Origin of the sequence: Hafnia paralvei, assembly GCF_020150375.1 — a bacterium.
Classification (GTDB): Bacteria; Pseudomonadota; Gammaproteobacteria; order Enterobacterales; family Enterobacteriaceae; genus Hafnia; species Hafnia paralvei.
The window spans coordinates 1,831,510-1,854,162 of the sequence record NZ_CP083737.1; the positions used below are offsets into that span (position 1 = coordinate 1,831,510).

Genomic DNA, 22,653 nt, shown 5'->3' on the forward strand with positions numbered 1-22,653 from the left:
TTGGGAATATTAGCCAAATAATTCAAACCTGCGTGATTAGATCGGAATAAAACACTAAATGTTAGTTACTCATGCAAAGCGATTTTTAAAGCGTTTTTAGCGATATAAATTGGTTTTGTATTCAGAGTGGTAAAAGGGTAATAATAACAATTATCGATAAGGCGGCGTTGAGCAGTAAAAACAGGCAGGGAAGGATGAAATAGTATCGAACTTGATAATTAAGCGGGCTGACGAAATAAATGTCAGCCCGCGAGCTTTAATGATCAATACATCACTTTATGACCATAGCTTTCGAGAATGTTTTTTACGCGTTCCATCGTTTCATGAGAAGGCGGCTTTACGCCACCAAGTTTGTACTCTTCACCCATAGCTTCCCATTTGTGCTTGCCTAGCTCATGGTATGGTAGAAGCTCGATTTTCTCGACGTTGGTCATATCCTTCGTGAAGTCACCCAGTAGGTGAGCAGAAGCATCATCATCCGACCAACCAGGAACAACAACATAACGAATCCACGTTTTCTGGTTACGTTTTGCCAGATAGCGGGCAAACTCCAACGTGCGATGGTTAGATACGCCGACGAGATTCTGATGGATGTCATCGTTCATCTGCTTAAGGTCGAGCATAACCAAATCTGTAACATCTAACAGCTCATCAATGACCGGATCATAACGACGAACAAAACCGTTGGTATCGAGACAGGTGTGGATACCTTCTTCTTTACATGCACGGAACCAGTCACGCACAAATTCCGCCTGCAGAATGGCTTCGCCACCTGATGCGGTAACGCCGCCGCCGGAGGCATTCATAAAGTGGCGATAGGTCACGACATCTTTCATTAAATCTTCAACGGTGATTTCAGTACCACCGTGGGTATCCCATGTATCACGGTTATGACAATACAGGCAGCGCATCAGGCAGCCTTGGAAAAATGTGATAAAGCGGATACCTGGGCCATCTACGGTACCGCAGGATTCAAAAGAGTGGATGCGACCTTTGAGTGACATTGCGGGGTTTTCTCCAAAATTGACTGATTAATAGCAGTCTAAAAAGGCAATGATATACACCATAGAGGTTCATATCTTGCTGATAACTGTTTTGCCTGATTTCCATCGGCAAAGAAATATTCTGAGTATTAGTCGAACTGTTGCTGAGAGCAATCCGGCAAAACAGTCAAATCATGTCATTTTTATCACGGACGAGCATACTCGGCACGCTATTGTCTCACATTTACTAAAAAGGCCCCACCGAAGTGGAGCCTTTATTTTATGCCATTTTAAGCGGGCAGTGCATTACATGGACTGTGTGAAAGTACGTGTAATAACGTCCTGCTGCTGTTCTTTGGTCAAAGAGTTGAAGCGTACAGCGTAGCCAGATACACGGATGGTCAGCTGAGGATATTTCTCAGGGTTTTCCATCGCATCTAACAGCATTTCGCGGTTCATAACGTTAACGTTCAGGTGTTGACCACCTTCGATGCTAGCTTCATGGTGGAAGTAACCATCCATCAGACCAGCCAAGTTAGCTTTACGAACTTCGTCGTCTTTACCCAGAGCGTTAGGAACGATAGAGAAGGTATAAGAAATACCATCTTTAGCGTAAGCAAACGGCAGTTTAGCAACGGAAGTCAGAGAGGCAACAGCACCTTTCTGGTCACGACCGTGCATTGGGTTAGCACCTGGACCGAATGGAGCGCCAGCACGACGACCATCTGGGGTGTTACCCGTTTTCTTACCATAAACCACGTTAGAGGTAATGGTCAGAACAGACTGAGTAGGAACCGCGTTGCGGTAAGTAGTCAGTTTCTGAATTTTCTTCATGAAACGTTCTACCAGATCACAAGCGATGTCATCGACGCGTGGGTCGTTGTTACCAAACTGCGGGTATTCACCTTCAACGTCGAAGTCGACAGCCAAGCCATCTTCGTCACGAATAGTGGTTACTTTTGCATATTTGATTGCAGACAGGGAGTCAGCAGCAACAGACAGACCTGCGATACCACATGCCATAGTACGATATACGTCACGGTCATGCAGAGCCATCAGGGATGCTTCGTAGCTGTACTTGTCATGCATGTAATGGATGATGTTCAGCGCAGTGACATACTGCTTAGCCAGCCAGTCCATGAAGTGATCCATACGTTCCATGACTTTGTCATAGTCCAGTACGGTATCCATCATTGGTGCTTCTTTAGGGCCAACCTGCATTTTCAGTTTTTCGTCAACGCCGCCGTTGATTGCGTACAGCATGGTTTTAGCCAAGTTTGCACGAGCACCGAAGAACTGCATTTGTTTACCAACAATCATTGGGCTTACGCAGCAAGCAATTGCGTAGTCATCATTGTTGAAGTCAGGGCGCATCAGGTCATCGTTCTCATACTGTACAGATGAGGTGTCGATAGAAACTTTAGCCGCGAATTTCTTGAACGCCAGAGGCAGTTTTTCAGACCACAGAATGGTCATGTTTGGCTCTGGAGATGGACCCATGGTGTACAGGGTGTTCAGGAAACGGAAGCTGTTTTTGGTAACCAGAGTACGACCGTCCAGACCCATACCAGCCAGAGATTCAGTTGCCCAGATTGGGTCACCAGAGAACAGCTCATCATATTCTGGAGTACGCAGGAAGCGAACCATACGCAGTTTCATAACCAGATGGTCAATCAGTTCCTGAGCTTCTTCTTCAGTCAGTTTGCCTTCTTTCAGGTCACGTTCGATGTAGATATCCAGGAAGCTGGACACACGACCGAAGGACATTGCAGCACCGTTCTGAGATTTAACCGCAGCCAGGTAGCCGAAGTAAGTCCATTGTACAGCTTCTTTGGCGTTTTTAGCTGGACCAGAGATATCGCAGCCGTATTTGGCAGCCATTTCTTTGATTTGACCCAGAGCGCGATGCTGATCGGCAATCTCTTCACGCAGACGAATAGTCGCTTCCAGATCTTCACCGTTTTCCAGTTTGGTCTGCAGTGATTGGAACTGAGCGTATTTGTCTTTCATCAGGAAGTCGATACCGTAAACGGCAACACGACGGTAGTCACCGATGATACGGCCACGGCCATACGCATCAGGCAGACCGGTCAGGACGCCAGATTTACGGCAGTTCAGGATGTCTTTGGTGTAAACGTCAAACACGCCCTGGTTGTGCGTTTTACGGTATTCGGTGAAGATTTTCTTGATCATTGGATCAAGTTCACGACCGTAAACTTTACATGAACCTTCAACCATCTTGATGCCGCCGAACGGAATCAGAGCACGTTTCAGAGGTGCATCAGTTTGCAGACCAACAATTTGTTCCAGGTCTTTGCTGATGTAACCAGCATCATGAGAGGTGATGGTTGCAGCTACGTTGGTATCGAAATCAACCGGAGCATGGGTACGGTTTTCAATTTTGATACCGTCCATGACTTTATCCCACAGGTTGGTCGTCGCTTGAGTAGCGCCAGCCAGGAAGGATTCGTCACCTTCATACGGGGTGTAGTTTTTCTGGATGAAATCACGAACGTTGACTTCATTCTGCCAGTCGCCTTTAGTAAAACCTTCCCATGCGGCTGCTTGTTTTTCATTAAGCTCGGACATTTAACACCTACCTTCTAGTGTGGATTTCTTCGTAAACCCGGCGCTGCGGTAAAAAGCTCTTATTAGTGCTTATCGCCACCGCGCAGATAAATAACCCAGTATGTCAAACCAACCAGTAGACCACCGCCGATGATATTCCCGATCGTGACAGGGATCAGGTTATCGGTAATGAAGTGGCTAACGGTTAGGTTAGAGAACTGTTCTGGTGCAGCGCCTACGGCTTGCCAAAATTCAGGTGCTGCGAAATTCTTAATTACAATCCCTAATGGGATCATAAACATGTTTGCAATACTGTGTTCAAAACCGCTGGCAACAAACATCGCCACCGGAAGAACCATTGCGAACATTTTGTCCATCAGGCTACGACCGGAATAACTCATCCAGACAGCCAGACAAACCATCAAGTTAGCGAGGATCCCGAGGCAAACAGCTTCAACAAAAGTATGATGTAACTTATGATCGGCGGTTTGCAGCACATTGAGACCCCATGCGCCATTGGCTGTCATGTACTCGCCGGCAAACCACATCAGTGCAACAAAGAAAAGCGCACCAATCAGGTTACCTACATAGACATTTAGCCAGTTAAGCCCCAACTGTTTCCAGGTAATGCGGCCACTAGCTTTGGCGACAACAATTAATACGGTTGAAGTGAACAGGTCAGCCCCGCAAACCACAACAAGCATCAGGCCAAGAGAGAAACAGATACCACCAACCAGTTTGGCAAAACCAAATGGAACACCCGCAGTGCCGGTTGTTGCGGTGATGTAGAAAACGAAAGCAATAGAAATGAAGACACCAGCCGTGATCGCTAAATAAAAAGTCTTCAGCGGGTGCTTAGTGGCTTTATAAACGCCAGCATCTTCGGCCACTTTGGCCATTGCTGCTGGTAGTAGTAGATCAAAGGGGTTGTCAGCTTTCACACTAACTCTCTCTTAATATTAATCAGCGCCGAGATACTAACAAAGCAGTATACGGCAAAAATTGATTTGGATCATGATGCGCAGAACTAACCTGCCCAAAATACCCCTAAAAACAGTAAGTTAAATGATAAACCCATTGAATTCAAAAGGAAAAATATTTTTTAATATTTACACTGTAAGTTGAATTTAGAAGCTAACAGCTTTTATTAAAAGTAAAAAAATCACCTAAGAATTCGATCAAACTGAAGATATTATTTTGCAATGCCAATAATACTCGCACTTATAAATAACAATTTAATTACAAATATCGTCATAATTCGGATAAATCCCCGCTAGCCTAATCGTTCTTTCTCTATGTTTCCCTATATAAAAGGCTATAAAGGAAAAACGCAGGATTATTTCTCTGTCTCTATAGTAGCTGTTGGGTGAATTTTGCTGTGATGATAAATGCGTTATTGAGGATGAATAGGTCAGTATTGATGAAGATAGGTTGTGAAGAACCCCTGCACCTCATCTTGTGCAGGGGAACAGAAGGGAGCGTGTTACTTATCCCAGTAACGACGCTTAGCGGCTTGTAACTTTTGATAAGCCTGCAAGAGCGCCTGATGCGCAGGCAGCGCTTTCAAGTCATCATCTACGGCCGGTAGGCCATAGAAACGCTCTTCGCCTGCGATAACCGCAGAGGCGGCTTCTAATGTCTCTGAGCCATACATGCGGCTGAATGCCTGATAGTACTGTGCGGGATCTCGTTCCTCTTCCATGCTCAGTAGCAGCAAGGTTTGCAGGCAACGATAGAAGTTAGCGCGTTCAGGACTGAATACCGAGGCGTTGAAATCTTGGGTCCACTCGGTCCATATCAGCGCTTGCTCCAGATCTCCACCGGCCAGAGCCAGCATGGCTTTCAGTTCGCCAACGCGCAGGGTATACCAGCCATTGTCTTTGCCCGTCGCAATGCCGAGTAGTTCACGCACGCGGGTAAAGTCGTCTAATCCTTCATCATCAAGCTGCTCGATGATTTGCAGATACTCTTCTTTACTTAGATTTGACGCTGGCAGCTGTAGTAGCTGTGTGCGCAGATGGGCGCCCATGCTGTTATTCGCTAACAGGAGATCTTCAGCAGGATAAATGTCAGACATGCCCGGCACGATGATGCGACAAGCATAAACGTCGAGGTGCTCGTAGTCGGCGATATAAACTTCTTTATCTTCCTGTTCGAAGATGTTCATCAGAGTGCTGAATTCTTCTTCCGTCGTGCCTTTAAACGACCAGTCGGCAAACTCATAGTCAGCGTCCTGCTTGAACATATCCCAAGAGATCAAACCGCTTGAATCAATGAAGTGTGTTTCTAGGTTGGCGTGCTCGCCGACCTCTTCGTCATCGAAGGTAGGGGCGGTAAACACATCCAAATCTTTCAGGCTGCGACCCTGTAGTAGTTCAGTGACGGTGCGCTCTAATGCGACACCAAAGTCAGGGTGAGCGCCGAAGGAGGCGAAACAGGTACCGTTGGCAGGGTTAAACAGTACAACGCAGATCACCGGATATCTACCGCCCAGTGAGGCATCGTAGGAGAGGATTGGGAAGCCTTCCTGTTCCAGTTTAGCGATGGCTTCGACCACTTCAGGATAACGATTTAGAACCTCTGCCGGAATTTCAGGCAGGCTAATAGATTCGGCGATGATACGATTTTTGACGTAGCGCTCGAAAACTTCCGACAGGCCTTGAACACGTGCTTCATTGCGCGTGTTACCCGCAGACATCCCATTAGAAACGTATAAATTGCCAATAATATTCATTGGGATGTAGACGGTTTGCTGATCGGACTGACGCGTGAATGGCAGCGCACAGATACCGCGATCGACATTGCCGGATTGTAGATCAATGAGATCTTGCGCCCCTACGTCTCCTTCCGGATTATAAAATGCATGCAGGCGTTCATCCAGAATGCCCTCTGGCAGACTGTCATCGGCTGGGATAGGGAACCATTTTTCATTCGGGTAATGAACGAAGTCGCCTTCGGCAATTTCGCGTCCAAGGTAGAAATCGGCGAAGAAATAGTTGGTCGACAAGCGCTCAAAGTATTCCCCTAACGCAGAGGCCAGAGCTGCTTTTTTGCTGGCGCCTTTACCGTTGGTAAAGCAAAGCGGGCAATCACGATCGCGGATGTGAACAGACCAAACGTGGGGGACAGGGTTCAGCCAAGAGGCTTCTTCAATATTGAACCCGAGATCGGTCAATTGCTGTTGGAAGCGTGCGATAGAGTCTTCCAACGCGGCATCTTTGCCGGGAATATAGGTCTGTGTCATTTGAGTCACTTGGTTAGCTGCAAAAAACGGCATGATACGTTTTTTTAGCCTATTCCTCCATGAATTCCATAACCATAAGTAATGTCACATTTTTTTTATGGATATAGAAGATAATTCATGCAGTTATCTAAGAGGAGAAATCGAATGAAGTTGGTCAAAGTAAGCTTGCTAGCGCTGTTGGTTTCAGGGTTTAGTGGCGCAGCTTTTGCGTTGCCAAATGTCACTATTTTGGCAACCGGCGGAACCATCGCAGGCGGCGGTGATTCGGCAACAAAATCAAATTATACAGCCGGTAAAGTAGGTGTGGAATCCTTAGTCGATGCCGTGCCACAGCTTAAAGATATCGCGAATATCAAAGGTGAGCAGGTGGTGAGCATCGGTTCGCAGGATATGAATGACGATGTTTGGCTAAAACTGGCGAAGAAAATTAACGCGGATTGCAACAAAACCGATGGTTTCGTGATTACGCACGGCACCGATACCATGGAAGAAACCGCCTATTTCCTCGATTTAACCGTCAAATGTGATAAGCCTGTGGTAATGGTGGGGGCGATGCGTCCATCAACGGCCATGAGCGCGGACGGCCCATTCAACCTGTACAATGCGGTTGTCACTGCTGCCGATCCTGCCTCGGCTAAACGTGGCGTATTGGTTGCGATGAACGACACCGTGTTGGATGGCCGTGATGTGACCAAAACCAACACGACGGGTGTACAAACCTTCCAAGCCGTTAACTATGGCCCATTGGGCTATATTCATAATGGCAAAGTCGATTATCAGAGAGCGCCTGAGCGTAAGCACACGACACAAACGCCATTTGATGTCAGCAAACTCACTTCGTTGCCAAAAGTGGGCATCGTTTACAACTATGCCAATGCTTCAGATTTACCTGCGAAAGCGCTACTTGAAGCAGGGTATCAGGGGATCGTCAGTGCCGGTGTAGGTAACGGGAACCTGTACAAGTCTATTTTTGACACCTTGGCGACAGCGGCACACAACGGTGTGGCTGTGGTGCGTTCATCGCGAGTGCCTTCCGGCTCAACCACCGAAGATGCTGAAGTCGATGATGTGAAATATGGCTTTGTTGCCTCTGGAACGTTAAATCCACAAAAAGCACGTGTGCTGCTGCAGTTAGCTTTAACGCAAACTAAAGATCCTAAGCAGATCCAGCAGATGTTTAATCAGTACTAATTCCTATTAAATTAAAAGGGGAGTTTTAAGCTCCCCTTCGTTCTTTTGCCGACTAAGCTGTATTCATACCTCAGGCAAATGGACATCCTTCCCGATGCAATCCTTTGATTTAAAACGTATGGCTTTTGACAAAGCGCCCCCCGACTTCCTTGCAGAAGTGGCGGTGCGATGCTTGTTCACTTTCTTGCTTGTATTTTTATTTCTGAAAATGACTGGGCGGCGCGGCGTTCGGCAGATGTCTCTGTTCGAAGTGATCGTTATTTTAACCCTTGGGTCTGCTGCGGGTGACGTGGCTTTTTATGACGATGTGCCCATGCTGCCGGTATTGACCGTTTTCATCTGTATTATGCTGCTCTATCGCTTATCCACACTGTTGATGTCTAAAAGTGAGAAGATCCAGACATGGATGGAGGGGAAGCCCTTGGTGATTATCAGCGACGGTACGTTGGTTTGGGATACGATCAAACGCGAAAATATCACACATGACGAATTTTTTATGGAGCTCAGGCTAGAAGGTGTTGAGCACTTAGGACAGGTTCGGTTAGCGATACTGGAAGTGAATGGGGCTATTAGCGTCTATTTCTTTGACGAAGAATCGGTGCGCTATGGTCTTCCCGTGTTGCCAAACACCTGTATTACCAAACTCAATAAAATTTGTGAGCCGGGCAAGTACGCCTGTAGCGAGTGCAGCTTGATTGAGCATCAGATGGAAATCAGCCAGCCAACGTGTTCTCGTTGTGGAAATCACTCGTGGGTTAAGGCCTACAATAACAGGCGTGTTAACTAAAAAAAGAGTTAAAAAAGTATAAAAATTGTGGGTTACCTCGTTGATGCAGAACTTTATTTCTCAATATTCCTGCATGGTCTGGTGATACTTTGTTGGTCTGATTGGGGACAGCTATCGATAACCATTGCAGGCAAGACTGCTGAATGATAAAACCGAAGAATAAAGTAAATTGGTTGTGAATAAATTACCTATCAATTTCTGCAAATTAACCTCGGCAGAGCGCCAGTGGCCTAGCGTCGTTGCCTGTATGAGCAGAGTTTGAGTGAACAAGAAACATTGTCTAATAAACATAGCGAAGAGCGGTGAGGGGAAATGACACAGGTGTACAATTTTAGTGCTGGCCCAGCAATGTTGCCAGTAGAGGTATTGCGTCGTGCAGAACAAGAGCTGTGTAACTGGAATGGCTTAGGCACTTCGGTCATGGAAATCAGTCACCGCGGAAAAGAGTTTATGCAGGTCGCCGCACAAGCCGAGCAGGATTTACGCTCCTTGATGAACGTACCTGATAACTACAAGGTTTTGTTCTGTCACGGCGGCGCGCGTGCACAGTTCGCGGCGGTTCCTCTAAACCTGTTGGGTGATAAAACCGCTGCTGATTATATGGATGGTGGCTATTGGGCACACAGCGCCGTAAAAGAAGCGCAAAAATATTGTACGCCGCATGTGTTTGATATCACGACCACCGACGCTCAAGGCCGACAGGCAATCAAACCGATGCGTGAGTGGGTTTTGCAAGATGACTCCGCCTACGTCCATTACTGCCCGAACGAAACCATCGATGGGATTGCCATTGATGAAGAGCCAGACTTTGGCGACAAAATCGTCGTTGCCGATCTCTCATCGACGATTCTTTCTCGCCCAATCGACGTTAGCCGCTATGGTGTGATCTACGCTGGCGCACAGAAAAATATCGGCCCTGCGGGGATCACGGTGGTGATTGTGCGTGAGGACCTACTCGGCAAAGCGCGTAAAGAACTGCCTTCTATCCTCGATTACACCGTTTTAGCTGAAAACGACTCTATGTTTAACACGCCTCCTACTTTTGCATGGTATCTCTCAGGCATGGTATTTAAGTGGCTGAAAGAGCAGGGCGGGCTAGTTGAAATGGAAAAACGCAACAAAGCGAAAGCTGATCTTTTATACAGCGCTATCGACCGCAGCGACTTCTATCGCAACGGCGTGGCGCCTCAGAACCGTTCACGCATGAATGTGCCGTTCCAGATGGCCAATCCCGCCTTGGACCCTGTGTTCCTACAAGAAGCGAAAGCAATTGGCCTTCAGGCATTGAAAGGCCATCGCGTGGCGGGGGGGATGCGAGCATCTATTTATAATGCAATGTCCATTGAAGGCGTTAAGGCATTAACCGATTTCATGGCTGATTTTGAACGCCGTCATGGTTAATTTGCGCTGAATTGATTGCAAACCCCGGCGAGCCGGGGTTTTTTATTACTGTTCAAGAAAGATGACAGCTGTCACGAAAAACGGTACAACGGTGTAATGATTTATTTGCAGCGATGGGACTTGCTGCATTAACTGAATATTTGGAGTGATTTTTATGCTGGAATCCCTGACGTTACAACCTATTGAACACTTTACTGGTGAGATAAATTTACCCGGTTCTAAGAGCGTTTCGAACCGAGCTCTGCTGTTGGCTGCGTTGGCAAGTGGAACGACTTGTTTACATAATTTGTTGGATAGCGATGATGTGCGTCATATGTTGACCGCACTCAAACAGCTGGGAATTCATTTCCAACTGTCAGACAACCATACTCGCTGTGAAATCACAGGAAACGGCGGTGTTTTACAGGCTAAGAGTCCACTAGAGCTATTTTTAGGTAACGCAGGAACGGCGATGCGCCCGCTGGCTGCGGCGCTATGCCTCGGTGAGAGCGACATTATTCTCACCGGCGAGCCAAGAATGAAAGAGCGCCCAATTGGGCATTTAGTGGATGCATTACGCCAAGGTGGGGCGCAGATCGATTATCTCGAGCAGGAAAACTATCCCCCGCTGCGTTTGCGCGGTGGCTATATCGGCGGCGATATTGAGGCGGACGGTTCTGTTTCCAGCCAGTTTTTGACCGCGTTGCTGATGATGGCTCCCCTCGCGCAGCACGATACCGTCATCTCAATTAAAGGCGACCTTGTTTCTAAGCCTTATATCGATATTACATTGGCTTTGATGCATACCTTTGGCGTTAACGTTGAAAACGAAAATTATCAGACATTCCGCATTGCCGGCGGGCAGGGATATGTTTCTCCAGGGGATTATCTGGTTGAGGGGGATGCATCGTCTGCGTCTTATTTTCTTGCCGCCGCCGCAATTAAAGGTGGCACAGTTCGCGTGACGGGCATTGGTAAAAACAGCGTGCAGGGTGATATCCGCTTTGCTGACGTGCTAGAAAAAATGGGTGCGAAAATAACGTGGGGTGATGATTTTATAGAGTGTACCCGCGGTGAGCTGCACGGTATTGATATGGATATGAACCATATTCCTGATGCGGCAATGACGATCGCGACAACGGCGCTCTTTGCCGACGCGCCAACCACTATCCGCAACATCTATAACTGGCGCGTTAAGGAAACCGATCGCTTGTCAGCCATGGCGACCGAACTACGCAAAGTGGGCGCTGAGGTGGAAGAGGGGGAAGATTACATTCGTGTGGTTCCGCCTGTGCATTTAAAGGTGGCGGAAATTGGTACCTATAACGATCACCGTATGGCGATGTGTTTTTCTCTGATTGCGCTGTCGGATACGCCCGTAACAATTTTAGATCCTAAGTGCACGGCGAAAACTTTTCCTGATTATTTCCAGCAGTTTGAACGCTTAAGTCATTAGTACTAATCCGAAAATAAGGCCTGCGTTATGCGGGCCTCTTCCATTTTGCATCAGCGCTAAATCAGTCCATTGTGTGCACGCAACCGATTAGCCGGAATGAATTGCGCCCCACCTCGCGGCTTTCGCCTAAACTATTCAGATCTATCTATGTCTATGACTGGGAGTTTTTCCAGCAACCAGCACTGCTTGGGGTAACAGTAAAGCGCTGATAAGCGTATAATGCGCGCCGTTCGATGTGAGCGTGTTCCGCTATGGTCAATTCAATCATTTAATGTCGACCTGATGGCAGTCGAGTCATAGCAGAACATACCCAAGTCTTCATAGATCATGTCTACGTGGACAGATGTTTCCCCAAAAAGGAGAGAAAAATGACGGCAATAGCTCCGGTAATTACCGTTGACGGGCCGAGCGGTGCGGGTAAAGGGACTTTGTGTAAGGCGTTAGCTGAATCTTTGGGATGGTGTCTTTTAGACTCCGGCGCGATTTATCGTGTGCTTGCCCTGGCTGCGTTGCATCATCAAGTTGATATCACGTCCGAAGAGGCTTTAGTGCCCTTAGCCGCTCACCTCGACGTGCGTTTTGTGGCACAGAATGGTCAGCTGCAGGTTATTCTGGAAGGCGAGGACGTCAGTAATGAAATTCGTACTGAATCGGTAGGAAGCACGGCGTCTCAGGCTGCGGCTTTCCCTCGCGTAAGAGAAGCGTTATTGCGTCGACAACGTGCGTTCCGTGAGTTCCCAGGACTTATTGCGGATGGCCGCGATATGGGAACCGTGGTTTTCCCAGATGCACCCGTGAAAATTTTCCTTGATGCCAGCTCTGAAGAACGTGCTCGCCGCCGCATGCTTCAGTTGCAGGAGAAGGGGTTTAGTGTTAACTTTGACCGCCTTTTGGACGAGATAAAAGAACGCGACTATCGCGATCGTAATCGTGCCGTGGCTCCGCTTGTTCCTGCGCAGGATGCGCTGATGCTGGATTCAACCCAGATGTCTATTGAGCAAGTGATTGAAAAAGCGTTGGCTTATGCCAAGCAGACATTACATCTTCCTGCTGAGTAAAGTGGGAAGTCGGGCTTACCGATAAGGATAAGCTGATAGCCATAATGTTAAACTACATTATGGCTATTGTTGTTATTGATAAATTTGTTCAGCTAATATTGCTGAACGATGTATAATATTACCCTCCCTGCCGCTATGGATTGTCGCGGGGCATGTTAAACAACCCCATCTAGCAGGATGCCTGATGGACGTTAAAATAAAGAATCCTGAAGATTATCAATATGACTGAATCTTTTGCTCAACTCTTTGAAGAATCCTTAAAAACAATCGAAACCCGCCCGGGTTCCATCGTTCGTGGCGTTGTTGTTGCTATCGACAAAGATATCGTACTGGTTGACGCTGGTCTGAAATCTGAGTCTGCAATCCCAGCAGAACAGTTCAAAAACGCACAGGGCGAACTGGAAATTCAGGTAGGCGACGAAGTTGATGTTGCTCTGGATGCAGTTGAAGACGGCTTCGGTGAAACTCAGCTGTCCCGTGAGAAAGCTAAGCGTCATGAAGCTTGGATCACGTTGGAAAAAGCTTACGAAGAAGCTGCAACTGTTACCGGTGTTATCAACGGTAAAGTTAAGGGTGGCTTCACTGTAGAGCTGAACGGTATCCGTGCATTCCTGCCAGGTTCTCTGGTAGACGTTCGTCCGGTACGTGACACTCTGCACCTCGAAGGCAAAGAGCTTGAGTTTAAAGTCATTAAGCTGGACCAGAAACGCAACAACGTTGTTGTTTCTCGTCGTGCCGTTATCGAATCTGAGAACAGCGCAGAACGCGATCAGCTGCTGGAAAACCTGCAAGAAGGTATGGAAGTTAAGGGTATCGTTAAGAACCTGACTGACTACGGCGCATTCGTTGATCTGGGCGGTGTTGACGGCCTGCTGCACATCACTGATATGGCTTGGAAACGCGTTAAGCACCCAAGCGAGATCGTGAATGTTGGCGACGAAATCACTGTTAAAGTGCTGAAGTTCGACCGCGAACGTACTCGTGTATCTCTGGGCCTGAAACAGCTGGGCGAAGATCCATGGGTTGCTATCGCTAAGCGTTATCCAGAAGGTACCAAACTGACTGGTCGCGTGACTAACCTGACTGATTACGGCTGCTTCGTAGAAATCGAAGAAGGCGTTGAAGGTCTGGTTCACGTTTCCGAAATGGATTGGACCAACAAAAACATCCACCCATCCAAAGTTGTTAACGTTGGTGATGTTGTGGAAGTTATGGTTCTGGATATCGACGAAGAACGTCGTCGTATCTCCCTGGGTCTGAAGCAGTGCAAATCTAACCCATGGCAGCTGTTCGCAGAAACCCACAACAAGGGCGACCGCGTTGAAGGTAAAATCAAGTCAATCACTGACTTCGGTATCTTCATCGGCCTGGACGGTGGCATCGATGGCCTGGTTCACCTGTCTGACATCTCCTGGAACGTTGCAGGCGAAGAAGCAGTTCGTGAATACAAGAAAGGCGACGAAATCGCAGCAGTTGTTCTGCAGGTTGATGCAGAGCGCGAGCGTATCTCCCTTGGTGTTAAACAACTGGCAGAAGATCCATTCAACAACTACATCTCTATGAATAAGAAAGGTGTAATTGTTACTGGTAAAGTCACTGCAGTTGACGCTAAAGGTGCTACAGTTGAATTAGCTGATGGCGTAGAAGGCTATCTGCGTGCTTCTGAAGCTTCCCGTGACCGCGTTGAAGATGCCACTCTGGTTCTGAACGTAGGCGACGAAGTTGAAGCTAAATTCACTGGCGTAGACCGCAAGAATCGCGTTGTAAGCCTGTCTGTTCGTGCTAAAGACGAAGCTGACGAGAAAGATGCAATCGCAACTGTTAACAGCAACAAACAGGAAGATGCACCAAACTTCTCTAACGCTATGGCTGAAGCATTCAAAGCGGCTAAAGGCGAATAATGATGAGGGCGGTTTCGGCCGCCCTGTAACGGTAGTTAAGCTGCAAAGTGCGTTCCCCAATGAGGGGAAATAGCTTGGAGGAAATATGACCAAGTCCGAACTTATTGAAAGACTTGCTAGCCAGCAACCACATCTGCCTGCGAAGGCCGTTGAGGATGCAGTGAAAGAAATGCTTGAGCATATGGCAACAACGCTTGCTGACGGTGAACGCATTGAGATCCGTGGATTCGGCAGTTTTTCACTTCACTACCGTGCGCCCCGCGTCGGTCGTAATCCTAAAACGGGAGATAAAGTGGAACTGGAAGGCAAATACGTTCCCCACTTTAAACCTGGTAAAGAACTACGTGACCGGGCGAACATCTACGCTTAAGCAGTTTGCTTAAAGTCTAAAACGGCACCTTCGGGTGCCGTTTTCATGTCTAAAGTTTACCTCTCAATATTCCCCTTCGTGATGCGCTTTTTTGGCATTCTTTTGCGAAGCGTTTCGCAATAAAAAGCCGATATCATCCGTGTTGCTACCGTTCTTTGCAGCCACTTTCGCATCGATTAGCGTAGCCCATTTCGCTTTTGTTTGATTGAGGCAAGATGCCTATTAGATAGCGCGGTGAAGGAACACAGATGCGAATTACTCTTGATGAAAGCCTTCAGTACCTCGCTTTTGGCTGCGTGTCCTTGATGTTTCTTCCCTCTATACCCGCATTGCCCTTGGTCTATGGCTTGTTACCCGTGGCAGTGATTATTGTATTTCATCACTCGGCTATGGTGTTTAAGGCAGCACTTATCACGCTAGGCGTGGTTTGGGGCATTAGCTGCGCACAACGTGTATTGGAGCCTCTGCAATATCCAATCAACCACGCTGCAAATTATACAGGGGAAGTCATTAGCGTAGCCTTAGATAGCGTATCGCTGCAGGAGAAGGTGGTGTTTCGTGTTGCCGCGATAAATGGCACATCTGTAAGACATAGATTTGATACCACGCTGTTTTGGGACTCTGTGCATAATCCTTTTTGCTCAGGCCAACGTTGGTCGTTGGTTGCCAATTTGCGACCTGTACATGGTCGGCTGAATCAAGGTGGCTACGATGCCCAGCGAAATTCCGTGAGCCATCATATTGTGTTGCAGGGTGCGCCAACGGCTTATGAGAAGCTATCGCACGAATGCAGCTGGCGGCAAAAGATGATAAGCCAAACGCTTTCAGTTGTGCCTGATACACCCTCGAAGTCAATTATCATTGCTCTAGCTTTTGGTGAACGGGCGTTGCTTACAGATAGTCAGAATTCGCTTTTTCGCATGAGCGGTTTGTCTCATTTGTTGGCTATCTCTGGATTACATATTGCTTTGGCAGCGATGCTGGGATGGTACGGGGCTCGCGCTCTGCAATGGTGTTTCCCGCTACGCTGGATCCATCCCTATTTTCCGTTGTTTATGATGGTTAGTGTGGGGTGGGTCTATGTTTGGCTGGCTGGTGCTAATCCTCCGGCGGTACGAGTAGGGGTAGCAATGGTGATCATTGCGGGCTACCGTTGCTTTGGACGCTTTATATCACCAAGAAAATCCCTCTTCAGCGTGGTGTGCTTGATGGTGGTATGTGAGCCATTGCTACTCTTATCAGATAGTTTTTGGTTATCTGTGGTTGCTGTGACTAGCTTATTGTTTTGGTATTGGTTTGCCCCGTTACCGGCACGTTTTACGATCGCCAAAAGGTATATTGGGCTAAGGTTGTTGCATTTGCAGTTGGGCATCGCTCTGTGTTTGATGCCTGTACAAATTTACCTATTTCACGGTGTTAGCGGTGGCGCTCTGTGGGCTAATTTTATTGCTGTACCTCTTGTTACCTATCTTGTTGTGCCGATGATATTACTAGGGCTTGCCACGCTCTGGGGAGCCGATCCTTTCGATGCTTGGCATGTGGCCGGTTTTTTGCTTGATAGAATGCAGTGGGTGCTTGCCCATCTACCGACATTGTGGGTTGATATGAGTGAGCGCGATGTTTGGATTAGCCTGAGTGTGCTAATGCTATTTATAGCGGTGCGCTCTTTTTCTAAGCGCGGTTTACTGTTGTGGGGGCTAGTTCAGATCAGCGTGTTTCTGGCTTTTGTTAGTATGCAAAAGACGAGTGAAGATGAATGGCGCGTTCATATGTTCGATGTCGGTCATGGGCTATCGATAGCGATTGAACGACAGGGAAGAGCTCTTTTATACGATACGGGAAATAAGTGGGAAGGGGGAGATGTAGCCAGCAGTGAAATTATTCCTTACCTACGATGGCACGGGCTCGCACTGGACGGAATCATTATTAGCCACAGAGATTCTGACCATAGTGGGGGGAGGGCATCATTACAGAAAGCGTTTCCATCCGCGTGGGTCCGTAGTCCAGATTTCAAAGATTTTGCCTGTTACATAGGTAGCCGTTGGCAATGGCAAGGTATTAATTTTACAGTCTTGTGGCCGCCCAGAGCTGTTTCAGAGCCTAAGAATAATGACTCTTGTGTTATTTTGGTTGAGAGAAGAGGACGTAAACTTTTACTGACGGGTGATATAGAAAAAGAAACAGAGGTAAAGATAGTTCAACGTTGGAGAGAACGGCTTGTCGCGGATGTTTTACAGGTTCCCCACCATGGAAGTAATACCTCTTCGAGTAGTTTGCTGCTGCGAACGATAAAGCCAGAAAATGCGTTGAGTTCATCTGCTCGCTATTCACCATGGCACTTTCCGTCACCTAAAGTTGTTGAGCGTTATAGAGGTCAACAGGTTAAATGGCATGATACCGCTCACTCTGGTGAGGTCATTATGACTGTAAAACCATCAGGGTGGCGAATAAGTGAACTAAAAACACAATTAAATCCACGTTGGTATCACGGTTGGTTTGGCGTAAGAGGACATAATGAGTAAAATGATCCGCTATTTCTTCCAAAGCTGGTTAACTAAATGCTGAATGACAAAGATCTTTCGACCTGGCAAACATTTCGTCGCTTATGGCCATCGATCTCTCCTTTCAAGGCAGGCCTAATTGTTGCGTCGATTGCTCTGGTAATTAACGCGGGTAGTGATGCCTACATGCTCTCCTTGTTAAAGCCATTATTGGATGATGGTTTTGGCAAGACAGGGACCGATATTCTGAAATGGATGCCATTCGTCGTTATTGGATTGATGATTGTCCGTGGGATTTCCAGTTTCATCTCCAGCTATTGTGTTTCTTGGGTGGCTGGCAAAGTGGTGATGAATATGCGTCGTCGCTTATTCAGCCATATGATGGGGATGCCGGTTTCATTCTTTGACCAACAGTCCACGGGTACGCTGTTATCGCGCATCACCTATGACTCAGAACAGGTAGCTTCTTCGTCTTCGGATGCTTTGATCACGGTTGTGCGTGAAGGTGCTTCCATCATCGCGCTGTTCTGCATGATGTTTTACTACAGCTGGCAGCTATCCCTCATTCTTATCGTGATTGCCCCAGTGGTTTCCATTGCCATTCGTATGGTGTCGAAGCGCTTCCGCAATATCAGTAAGAATATGCAGAACACCATGGGTACGCTGACCACCAGCGCGGAGCAGATGCTGAAAGGGCACAAAGAGGTGCTGATTTTTGGCGGACAGAAAGTCGAAAGCAAGCGCTTTGACAAAACCAGTAACTGGATGCGTCAGCAGAATATGAAGATGGTGGCTGCCTCTTCAGTATCAGATCCGGTTATCCAATTAATCGCCTCTTTTGCTTTGGCATTCGTTCTTTATGCTGCCAGTGTTCCATCAGTGATGGAAACGCTAACCGCAGGTACTATCACGGTTGTGTTTTCCTCGATGATTGCGTTGATGCGCCCACTGAAGTCATTGACTAACGTGAATGCCAAATTCCAGCGCGGTATGGCTGCTTGTCAAACGCTGTTTGCAATTTTGGATCTTGAGCAAGAAAAAGATACCGGTAAGCTGGAAGTTGAGCGTGCGAAGGGTGACGTGGAGTTCCGTAACGTCACTTTTAGCTATAACGGTAAAGGTGCACCTGCGCTTAAGAACGTTAGCTTCAAAATTCCTGCTAACAAAACCGTCGCTTTAGTTGGGCGCTCGGGGTCGGGTAAATCAACCATTGCAAACTTGCTGACGCGCTTTTATGACATCCAAGAAGGTGAGATCCTGCTGGATGGTCATGATTTGCGCGAATATACGCTGAGCTCTTTGCGTAATCAGGTTGGTTTGGTTTCTCAGAATGTCCATTTATTCAACGATACGATTGCGAACAACATTGCCTACGCACGTAACGAAGTCTATAGCCGCGAGCAAATCGAAGAAGCCGCGCGCATGGCATATGCGATGGACTTTATTGAGAAAATGGAAAATGGCTTGGATACCGTCATTGGTGAAAACGGTGTTCTGCTGTCTGGGGGGCAACGTCAACGTATCGCTATTGCTCGTGCGCTATTGCGTGACAGCCCGGTACTCATCCTTGATGAAGCGACCTCAGCATTGGATACGGAATCCGAACGCGCAATTCAGTCTGCGTTGGATGAGCTGCAGAAGAACCGTACTTCACTGGTGATTGCTCACCGTCTTTCTACTATTGAGAAAGCTGATGAGATTATCGTGGTGGAAGACGGCTATATCGCTGAACGCGGTGACCATGCAACGCTGCTGGCGAAGAACGGTGCTTATGCACAGCTGCACAGGTTACAGTTCGGGCAATGATTGAGCGTATCTGGTCTGGGCAATCGCCTTTATACCTGCTTCTGCTACCGCTCTCCTGGCTCTATGGCTTGGTGAGCGGTATTCGTCAGTTATGTTATCGAGCTGGTTGGTTAAAACGTTGGAAAGCACCGTGTCCTGTGGTGGTGGTGGGAAACCTCACCGCGGGGGGGAATGGTAAAACGCCCGTTGTGATCTGGCTGGTTGAGCAATTACAGGCGAAGGGGCTGCGTGTTGGTGTGGTATCACGTGGCTATGGTGGTCGTTCAGAACACTATCCTCTTTTATTGGATAAAGAAACGTCAACGGCTCAGGCGGGAGATGAACCCGTTCTTATCTATCAACGCACAGGCGCAACGGTAGCCGTTGCACCGAAGCGTAGCGACGCCGTAAAAGCGATTCTTGAACATGCTGTGATAGATGTGATCATTACTGATGATGGCCTACAACATTATGCTTTGGCACGAGACATAGAGCTTGTCGTGGTTGATGGTGTGCGTCGCTTTGGTAACGGCTGGTGGTTGCCTGCAGGACCAATGCGCGAAAGAGCAGGGCGTTTACGTTCCGTCGACGCGGTTATTACCAATGGTGGCCAGGCTGCTGCGGGTGAAATTCCGATGAAGCTTGCTGGTAGCACACTGGTGAATATTCAGACCGGCGATCGCTGTGCCGCTGACTCACTGATGCCCGCAGTAGCAATGGCTGGTATTGGTCATCCTCCCCGTTTTTTTGCTACGTTAAACCAGTTGGGAACAACGGTAACCAACTGCGTTGCTTTCGCCGATCATCAGGAATATGACGCAGCCGCTTTAAATGCGCTAACGCCAGAAAGTCAGCCACTCATCATGACTGAAAAAGACGCGGTTAAATGCCGAAAATTCGCTCAATCCAACTGGTGGTATTTACCTGTTAGCGCTGAGATTCCTTCAGAACAGGGGAATGAATTGTTAACAAAAATTACTACGCTAGTGTTGGAAAAGCATTAGTTATCAAGCCATAAGATTTCAGTCCGCTATTTTTTATCTTTGGATGCATATAGTTTTGCGTTTAAATATTTCCGGCACGTCATTTTTTTAAAAGAAAGGCTTGCTCATTATTCGCCTTTATGAGTAAATGTCTTTGGCCTGTGATACAGACCTATTTATGCACGACATGAGATAAAGCAGTTCCTCCTTAAGACGTTATCTTCCGATTCCGCTTGTCAGACGAACCACCTTCTTAGTGCCATCCATAAGTATTGTTTCTGAGCTCGGCCCCTACGCCTTAGGGCAAATTTAATTAAGTTATAAAGGTAATACAAATGACTAAGAAGACTGGTCAAGTAAAATGGTTTAACGAAAGCAAAGGCTTCGGTTTTATCGAACAGCACGACGGTGGCAAAGATGTATTCGTACATTTCTCAGCTATCGCTAGCGAAGGTTTCAAAACTCTGGCCGAAGGCCAGCGTGTAGAATACACCATTCAGGACAGCCCGCGCGGGCCGGCTGCTGCGAATGTTGTTGCTCTGTAAGATTACAGAGAACTTGTTTTGATACTGAACTGATCGTTATCGCAGTGGGTTAGCACCAAGGGTGTTGGCAATATTCTGCGGAGTCAGTAACAAGACCAAAAAGCCCGCCATCGGCGGGCTTTTGTTTTTAATAATCCGCTCGAAGAGGTTCTTAACGATAACTTGAATATGAGCTACACATCCTAATCTGAACTAGAATTTAGAGGGATGTAAATATAAGGTAAAAAAATATGACACTAAAAATGGGTCTAGTAAAATGGTACAGCCAATCTGAAGGTTTCGGCATTATCTCTCCACTTGACGGTGGTAATGATATTTATGTTAATCGTTCAGGCATTGCAAATTCACGCAAAAAACTACTGACAGAGGGTCAGCGCGTTGAATTCTCAACTTACCTAGGTAGCCGCGGTCTCACTGCAGAAGACGTCATCGCCTACTGATGACAGCGTATCAGCCAGCGTTATTCCCTACACATCTTCACGCTGGCTGAAGTGTACTTTTTTCCTCTTGTTACTACATCAATCCCTTCGCGTATAATCATCTTTCCGGCTCTCTCGCTATGAGGTTCGTCTGGTCACGATGTCTGAATTATCTTTATCGCTAAACACACTGCGAAACTTGCATCTCTATGCTCAGGGACTCGCTGAACCATACCAACGCAAAGCTACTGCGAGTGACGTTGTCGACTGTATACGCCAAATGAGCCTGTTGCAGATTGATACGATTAACGTTGTGGCGCGGAGTCCTTATCTGGTCCTGTTTTCCCGTCTAGGCGAATACCAAAACCATTGGTTGGATGATGCACTGCGCAATGGTGAAATCTTTGAGTACTGGGCGCATGAAGCCTGTTTTATTCCTCGGGAAGACTACTCTCTCGTGCGGCCACAGATGTTGGCGCCTGATAATCTGGGGTGGAAATACTCGAAAGAATGGCACGATGAACATCGGCAGGCCATTGACGCGCTTTTAGTTCATATTCGTCAATACGGGCCGGTGAAGGCGGCGGATTTTAACGTCCGTAATAAAAAGACCAGCGGATGGTGGGAGTGGAAACCAGAAAAACGCCATTTGGAGACGCTATTTTCGTGCGGTGAACTGATGGTAAAAGCACGCGAGAATTTCCATCGCATTTACGATTTAGCGGAGCGAGTCATTCCTGACTGGAATGATGAAGTACATTACATTAGCCCAGAGCTTGCACGGCAAAGAATGATCATCAACAGCGCTCGTAGTTTAGGCGTGTTTAAGGCTCAGTGGTTACCCGATTACTATCGGCTGAAAAAAATTGATATTAAAACGATGATTGCACAGATGCTGGATCGTCAGGAAATCACGCCGGTTTTGCTGGCGGGAACTCAAGAGCGCTACTACGTACACCATAGTCTCCATTCTCTATTAGAAAAAGCACGGGCAGAGGCGCTAATCGCGACTCACACCACCTTACTTTCTCCTTTTGATCCTGTGGTTTGGGACCGCCGCCGAGCGCTTGAGCTGTTTAATTTTGACTATCGCCTCGAATGTTATACGCCAGAAGCTAAAAGAAACTTTGGTTATTTCTCCCTACCGATATTACAGCAGGGGGCTTTGGTGGGACGAGTCGATGCTAAAGTGCATCGCAAAGAGAATGTATTAGAGCTCAAGTCCTGCTATCAAGAAACTGACGTAAAATTTAGTGATAAGAAGCTGAATGAACTAAAGAAATCAATCAGCCGATTTGCGGCATGGCAACAGGCTACGCAGGTTGTTGTCCGGAATCAGCCAGAGAGCTGGCGTCATTATTGGGGAGAAGGATGGCGATTAGACATCGTTGAAGGTGAAAATGGATAGGGTGCAAAAAGGGCAATGACTCAGTCATTGCCCTTTAGCCAATCAGTTACTGTAATTGGCGAACATCGCGATGA

The 22,653-nt window shown here is 47.3% G+C and carries 17 protein-coding genes; 13 read left to right on the forward strand and 4 right to left on the reverse strand.

The window, feature by feature from the left end:
* Window positions 1-263 precede the first annotated feature (263 nt).
* The 4 genes from pflA to ycaO form a co-directional block, all read right to left on the reverse strand.
* Window positions 264-1,004 (reverse strand): pyruvate formate lyase 1-activating protein, encoded by a 741-nt coding sequence (gene pflA / locus K9N75_RS08650; protein ID WP_008813001.1) that lies wholly within the window; start codon window positions 1,002-1,004, stop codon window positions 264-266.
* A gap of 285 nt (window positions 1,005-1,289) precedes the next feature.
* Window positions 1,290-3,572 (reverse strand): formate C-acetyltransferase, encoded by a 2,283-nt coding sequence (pflB, locus tag K9N75_RS08655; protein WP_004095771.1) that lies wholly within the window; start codon window positions 3,570-3,572, stop codon window positions 1,290-1,292.
* Between the two features lie 62 nt (window positions 3,573-3,634).
* Window positions 3,635-4,492 (reverse strand): formate transporter FocA, encoded by an 858-nt coding sequence (focA, locus tag K9N75_RS08660; RefSeq protein WP_020303849.1) that lies wholly within the window; start codon window positions 4,490-4,492, stop codon window positions 3,635-3,637.
* A gap of 542 nt (window positions 4,493-5,034) precedes the next feature.
* The gene (gene ycaO / locus K9N75_RS08665; protein ID WP_224452479.1) at window positions 5,035-6,795 is read right to left on the reverse strand and encodes a 30S ribosomal protein S12 methylthiotransferase accessory factor YcaO; all 1,761 of its coding nucleotides are present in this window, start codon (window positions 6,793-6,795) and stop codon (window positions 5,035-5,037) included.
* Between the two features lie 144 nt (window positions 6,796-6,939).
* On the opposite strand from ycaO, the gene ansB reads away from it, so the two are divergent.
* From ansB to K9N75_RS08730, 13 genes are all read left to right on the forward strand, one after another.
* Window positions 6,940-7,986: an L-asparaginase 2 gene (gene ansB, locus K9N75_RS08670; RefSeq protein WP_008813004.1), complete on the forward strand. Its 1,047-nt coding sequence runs from the start codon at window positions 6,940-6,942 to the stop codon at window positions 7,984-7,986.
* 94 nt (window positions 7,987-8,080) lie between these two features.
* The gene (locus tag K9N75_RS08675) at window positions 8,081-8,773 is read left to right on the forward strand and encodes a DUF421 domain-containing protein (protein ID WP_064574397.1); all 693 of its coding nucleotides are present in this window, start codon (window positions 8,081-8,083) and stop codon (window positions 8,771-8,773) included.
* Window positions 8,774-9,085: 312 nt separating this feature from the next.
* The gene (serC, locus tag K9N75_RS08680; protein ID WP_039188806.1) at window positions 9,086-10,174 is read left to right on the forward strand and encodes a 3-phosphoserine/phosphohydroxythreonine transaminase; all 1,089 of its coding nucleotides are present in this window, start codon (window positions 9,086-9,088) and stop codon (window positions 10,172-10,174) included.
* Window positions 10,175-10,331: 157 nt separating this feature from the next.
* Complete coding sequence (gene aroA, locus K9N75_RS08685; RefSeq protein ID WP_224452597.1) at window positions 10,332-11,609, forward strand: 3-phosphoshikimate 1-carboxyvinyltransferase; 1,278 nt, start codon at window positions 10,332-10,334, stop codon at window positions 11,607-11,609.
* 368 nt (window positions 11,610-11,977) lie between these two features.
* Complete coding sequence (gene cmk, locus K9N75_RS08690) at window positions 11,978-12,667, forward strand: (d)CMP kinase (RefSeq protein WP_008813008.1); 690 nt, start codon at window positions 11,978-11,980, stop codon at window positions 12,665-12,667.
* A gap of 221 nt (window positions 12,668-12,888) precedes the next feature.
* Window positions 12,889-14,568 (forward strand): 30S ribosomal protein S1, encoded by a 1,680-nt coding sequence (rpsA, locus tag K9N75_RS08695; RefSeq protein WP_004095747.1) that lies wholly within the window; start codon window positions 12,889-12,891, stop codon window positions 14,566-14,568.
* A gap of 85 nt (window positions 14,569-14,653) precedes the next feature.
* Window positions 14,654-14,938, forward strand: a complete 285-nt coding sequence (gene ihfB, locus K9N75_RS08700) for an integration host factor subunit beta (protein WP_004095742.1) — start codon at window positions 14,654-14,656, stop codon at window positions 14,936-14,938.
* Window positions 14,939-15,186: 248 nt separating this feature from the next.
* Window positions 15,187-17,460: a DNA internalization-related competence protein ComEC/Rec2 gene (locus K9N75_RS08705; RefSeq protein WP_224452480.1), complete on the forward strand. Its 2,274-nt coding sequence runs from the start codon at window positions 15,187-15,189 to the stop codon at window positions 17,458-17,460.
* A 36-nt stretch (window positions 17,461-17,496) separates the two neighbouring features.
* Window positions 17,497-19,245, forward strand: a complete 1,749-nt coding sequence (msbA, locus tag K9N75_RS08710; protein WP_004095737.1) for a lipid A ABC transporter ATP-binding protein/permease MsbA — start codon at window positions 17,497-17,499, stop codon at window positions 19,243-19,245.
* Window positions 19,242-20,228, forward strand: coding sequence for a tetraacyldisaccharide 4'-kinase (gene lpxK / locus K9N75_RS08715; protein ID WP_008813010.1), 987 nt, complete (start codon window positions 19,242-19,244; stop codon window positions 20,226-20,228). The genes msbA and lpxK overlap by 4 nt, the downstream gene beginning before the upstream one ends.
* A gap of 314 nt (window positions 20,229-20,542) precedes the next feature.
* Window positions 20,543-20,752, forward strand: coding sequence for a transcription antiterminator/RNA stability regulator CspE (cspE, locus tag K9N75_RS08720; RefSeq protein WP_004095733.1), 210 nt, complete (start codon window positions 20,543-20,545; stop codon window positions 20,750-20,752).
* 230 nt (window positions 20,753-20,982) lie between these two features.
* A complete protein-coding gene (locus K9N75_RS08725) occupies window positions 20,983-21,192 on the forward strand; it encodes a cold-shock protein (RefSeq protein ID WP_004095731.1) in 210 nt (69 codons plus the stop codon).
* 139 nt (window positions 21,193-21,331) lie between these two features.
* On the forward strand, window positions 21,332-22,579 hold the full coding sequence (locus tag K9N75_RS08730; protein ID WP_224452481.1) for a winged helix-turn-helix domain-containing protein: 1,248 nt from the start codon (window positions 21,332-21,334) through the stop codon (window positions 22,577-22,579).
* Window positions 22,580-22,653 lie beyond the last annotated feature (74 nt).